This window comes from Quisquiliibacterium sp., from assembly GCF_982640115.1.
Genome location: NZ_CEXFHW010000289.1, coordinates 1 through 3021 on the forward strand (window position 1 = coordinate 1; position 3021 = coordinate 3021).

Here is a 3021-nt window from a genome sequence, read left to right on the forward strand (position 1 = left end):
GGCTTTGCCGCCGCAGGCACGACGGTGCGGCGCGAGCAGTTCGTCCTGCGCACCGATGACCGGATTGCCTACTGGGGCGCGGTGCGCGCCGGGATGGGCATCGGCTTTCTGTCGGACATTCTCGCGAAGGCCGACCCGGATCTGGTACCGGTGCTGCCGGGGCTGCGGATACCGCCGCTGCCGCTATGGCTGGTGGTGCACCGGGAGATCAGGACGAATCAGCGGGTGAGGGCGGTGTTCGAGTATCTGGGGAGGGAGCTGGGGTAGGGCTGGGCGATTCGCAGTCCGGGTTTCGCATTCGCTCGCTCTCGGTATCCGTTAGTCGTCTGCCTGGGGTCTCATGCAGCCAACTTGAAGCGTTCGAAGCGGGCAGCCAATCGGTCTCTGTCGGGGCGATCTTTCTCTCGGAGCGGATCGCGAAGCTTCTCGCCATTCAGTTTCTTGAGCGCCTCCAGCATGGGCCCGTCATTTTGCGAGAGAAGTCTCTTGGATACATGCAGTCGATAGTCTGGATCGATGCCGATAAGGTGCGCATCGAATGCCGCATGATGAATCTTCGAAAGCGGAATTCCGTTGGTCACGACGGGCTGGCCGAGCTTTTCGTTGCCGTCTTCCATGATGTGAGCGGCGTCCAGTAGCGAAGGTTCAGGCAGGCCTGAGAGCGCGCACCGCCCCCGGTAGGCGGTAATAACTGCCTCTCGGAAAGAGGCTTGATGGAGACGTTGCTTGACCGTGCGAAGAGCATATCTTCGCTCGATTGCGGTTTCCGGCTCTGCTGCCCGGAGCGGACTTTCTATTCCAAATCCAACCTGAGCGCTGAGCGCTTTGGCATCCCAGCCGGTGATGTACGCCGGGATTATTGCCTGATACCGGCCTGGTGCAATGCCCAGGAAGTAGATGATCGGGATTCTGTTTTCGCAAGCCTCCCGGAGCCAGCGATTGTCCGCGTGGTCAGGGTTTGTACCCATGAAAGCGTAGTTGACGGATTCATCCCCGTCGTAGATTTGCTGATGCACGCGAGTTTGATCGTCATACCAGATCCGTGTTCCCGGGCGTGGAAAAACGGTCTTGATCGAGAGAAGATACTTCATCTGGTGCGGCTTGAAGATCCCTCGCTGAGGATTCACCAAAGGAATTCTCTGGCCTTCGAAATGAAACCCCGGGCTGATCTCGGTTTTTGTGAGAACGATGTGTCGTTCAGTCAGTCTGCGTATATGAAGAAAGGCAGCTTGTCGTAAGCGAGTGTCGGCATCGAAATCGGTTGTCATGCAACTGCCCCAGCGAAGCGGAATCTGTAGTGTCACCCTAGCTCAGAGTCTTGCCGTTCGCAATAACTGCAGAGCCTGTCTCCAGGGTCATGAACAGTCGTTTGGTCAGGCAACGTCCGGGACACTGGCGGTTATCTCTCGAAGTCCATCCGCAACAATGACGAAACCACCGGCCGGCGCAGAGCGTAAGCCCTGATTCGCAGGCTTTCCGTTACGCTCTCGCCATGCAACCCTCCCACCCCTGCCCCTTCTGCACCCTCCCCGCAGACCGCATCCTCCTCGCCACTTCCCTCGCCCTCGTCCTGCGCGACGCCTACCCCGTCTCCCCGGGCCATACCCTCGTCATTCCCCGCCGCCACATCGCCAGCTTCTTCGAACTCTCCGCTGACGAGCGCACCGATCTCTTCACCCTGCTCGAGCAGGCCCGCGCCGGCCTCGACGCCAAGTTCCACCCCGACGCCTACAACATCGGCATCAACGACGGCCCGGCGGCGGGCCAGACCATCGGCCATCTGCACATCCATCTGATTCCCCGCTACGCCGGCGACCAGCCCGATCCACGCGGCGGGGTGCGCTGGATCTTCCCCGACAAGGCCGATTACTGGACCGCCCGTGCGGACCCCTCGCGGCCCTGAGAAGCTGATCCGCGATCGCATCCCCGCCATCGCGGCGGCCGATGGGCGCACGCTGGCCGTGCGCACCGCGGGCCCCGACCAGATGGCGCGGCTGCCCGGCCTGAAGCTCGTCGAGGAAAGCCACGAGGTGCTCGACGCGCTGGCCGCCGGCCGCGGCGGTGTGGGAGATACGGGGGGTTTGAGGGGCCTCAGCGACCGCCTGGGGCTGCAGCAGGCTTGCCCCTGCGCACCGACGCCTGCCTGTGGGCGGCGGCGCACGGCGGCGCGGCGATCCCGGCATGAGCGAAGGGATGACGCCGTTCCCGCTGTGACTTTCGTCATGTAAGGCGGGGAATGCGCTGTAACACAAGTACTGCGGAGTGTTGCAGATATGGCTGCCAGGACCATCAATGTGCGCCTGCCTGAGGCCCTGTATCACCAGATTGAGGAATTGGCCAAGGCGACGGCACGCACCAAGAGCTTCCTGACCATAGACGCCTTGACCCGCTATGTGGAGCGGGAGTCCTGGCAGATTCGTGATATCCACGAAGGCATCAGGGAGGCCGACGCCGGCGAGTTTGCTACCGACGAGCAGGTCAAGGGCGTGTTTGCCAAGTACGGCGCCTGATCAATGGCCCTGCGGTGGACCAGCACGGCGCTTCGCTCCGTTGACGAGATCGCTGGCTTCATCGCGGCGGACAGCCCGAGCCGGGCCACAAGCTTTGTGCTGGAGCTCAAGGACGCGGTGAACAGGTTGCAGGCTCACCCCGGCATGGGCAGGGCAGGCCGGGTCCCCGGCACCCGTGAACTGGTCCTGCACGAGAACTACATCGCCATCTATCGGGTGCGTGGCGATGATGTCGAAATCCTGAGACTGCACCACGCCGCCCGAAAACGCTGACCGGCTGCGTCCGCCCCTGAGCTCGGCATCGGAGTGGGAGATACGCGGGCCAGGTCTACGGCCACGTTGTCGCCATAAGTGACCTGGGCCTTGGCCAGGAGGTGCGGACCGAATCCGCCCCCCTTCCCGATTCGGCTTCAGAGCGGCGCGAACAAGGGCTCGCAGCCCGTGCCCAGCAGAAGACGGTCAACGCGTTCGCGCGCCGTCTCGTCCAGCGCGGAGTACGCCTTGCGGAGCC

General features: G+C 62.9%; 5 protein-coding genes. 4 read left to right on the plus strand and 1 reads right to left on the minus strand.

All coding sequences use genetic code 11. The features are described from left to right. A partial coding sequence (locus tag AC2H6A_RS19035; protein ID WP_484275290.1) for a LysR substrate-binding domain-containing protein occupies positions 1-267 on the plus strand: 267 nt, incomplete at its 5' end. A gap of 71 nt (positions 268-338) precedes the next feature. Here AC2H6A_RS19035 and AC2H6A_RS19040 read toward each other — a convergent pair. After that, entirely contained in the window at positions 339-1268 is a 930-nt protein-coding gene (locus AC2H6A_RS19040) for an HNH endonuclease (RefSeq protein ID WP_484275291.1), read from the minus strand. A gap of 224 nt (positions 1269-1492) precedes the next feature. Here AC2H6A_RS19040 and AC2H6A_RS19045 point away from each other — a divergent pair, with 224 nt between their 5' ends. The 3 genes from AC2H6A_RS19045 to AC2H6A_RS19055 all read left to right on the plus strand — a co-directional run bounded on the left by AC2H6A_RS19045 (position 1493) and on the right by AC2H6A_RS19055 (position 2783). Beyond that, the gene (locus AC2H6A_RS19045) at positions 1493-1903 is read left to right on the plus strand and encodes an HIT family protein (protein ID WP_484275292.1); all 411 of its coding nucleotides are present in this window, start codon (positions 1493-1495) and stop codon (positions 1901-1903) included. Positions 1904-2273: 370 nt separating this feature from the next. Continuing rightward, complete coding sequence (locus tag AC2H6A_RS19050; protein WP_484275293.1) at positions 2274-2510, plus strand: CopG family ribbon-helix-helix protein; 237 nt, start codon at positions 2274-2276, stop codon at positions 2508-2510. Between the two features lie 3 nt (positions 2511-2513). Continuing rightward, complete coding sequence (locus AC2H6A_RS19055; protein ID WP_484275294.1) at positions 2514-2783, plus strand: type II toxin-antitoxin system RelE/ParE family toxin; 270 nt, start codon at positions 2514-2516, stop codon at positions 2781-2783. Positions 2784-3021 lie beyond the last annotated feature (238 nt).

Coding starts and splice junctions, on each gene's coding strand:
- AC2H6A_RS19040 (WP_484275291.1), bottom strand. CDS start 1,268: ATGACAACCGATTTCGATGCCGACACTCGCTTACGACAAGCTGCCTTT.
- AC2H6A_RS19045 (WP_484275292.1), top strand. CDS start 1,493: ATGCAACCCTCCCACCCCTGCCCCTTCTGCACCCTCCCCGCAGACCGC.
- AC2H6A_RS19050 (WP_484275293.1), top strand. CDS start 2,274: ATGGCTGCCAGGACCATCAATGTGCGCCTGCCTGAGGCCCTGTATCAC.
- AC2H6A_RS19055 (WP_484275294.1), top strand. CDS start 2,514: ATGGCCCTGCGGTGGACCAGCACGGCGCTTCGCTCCGTTGACGAGATC.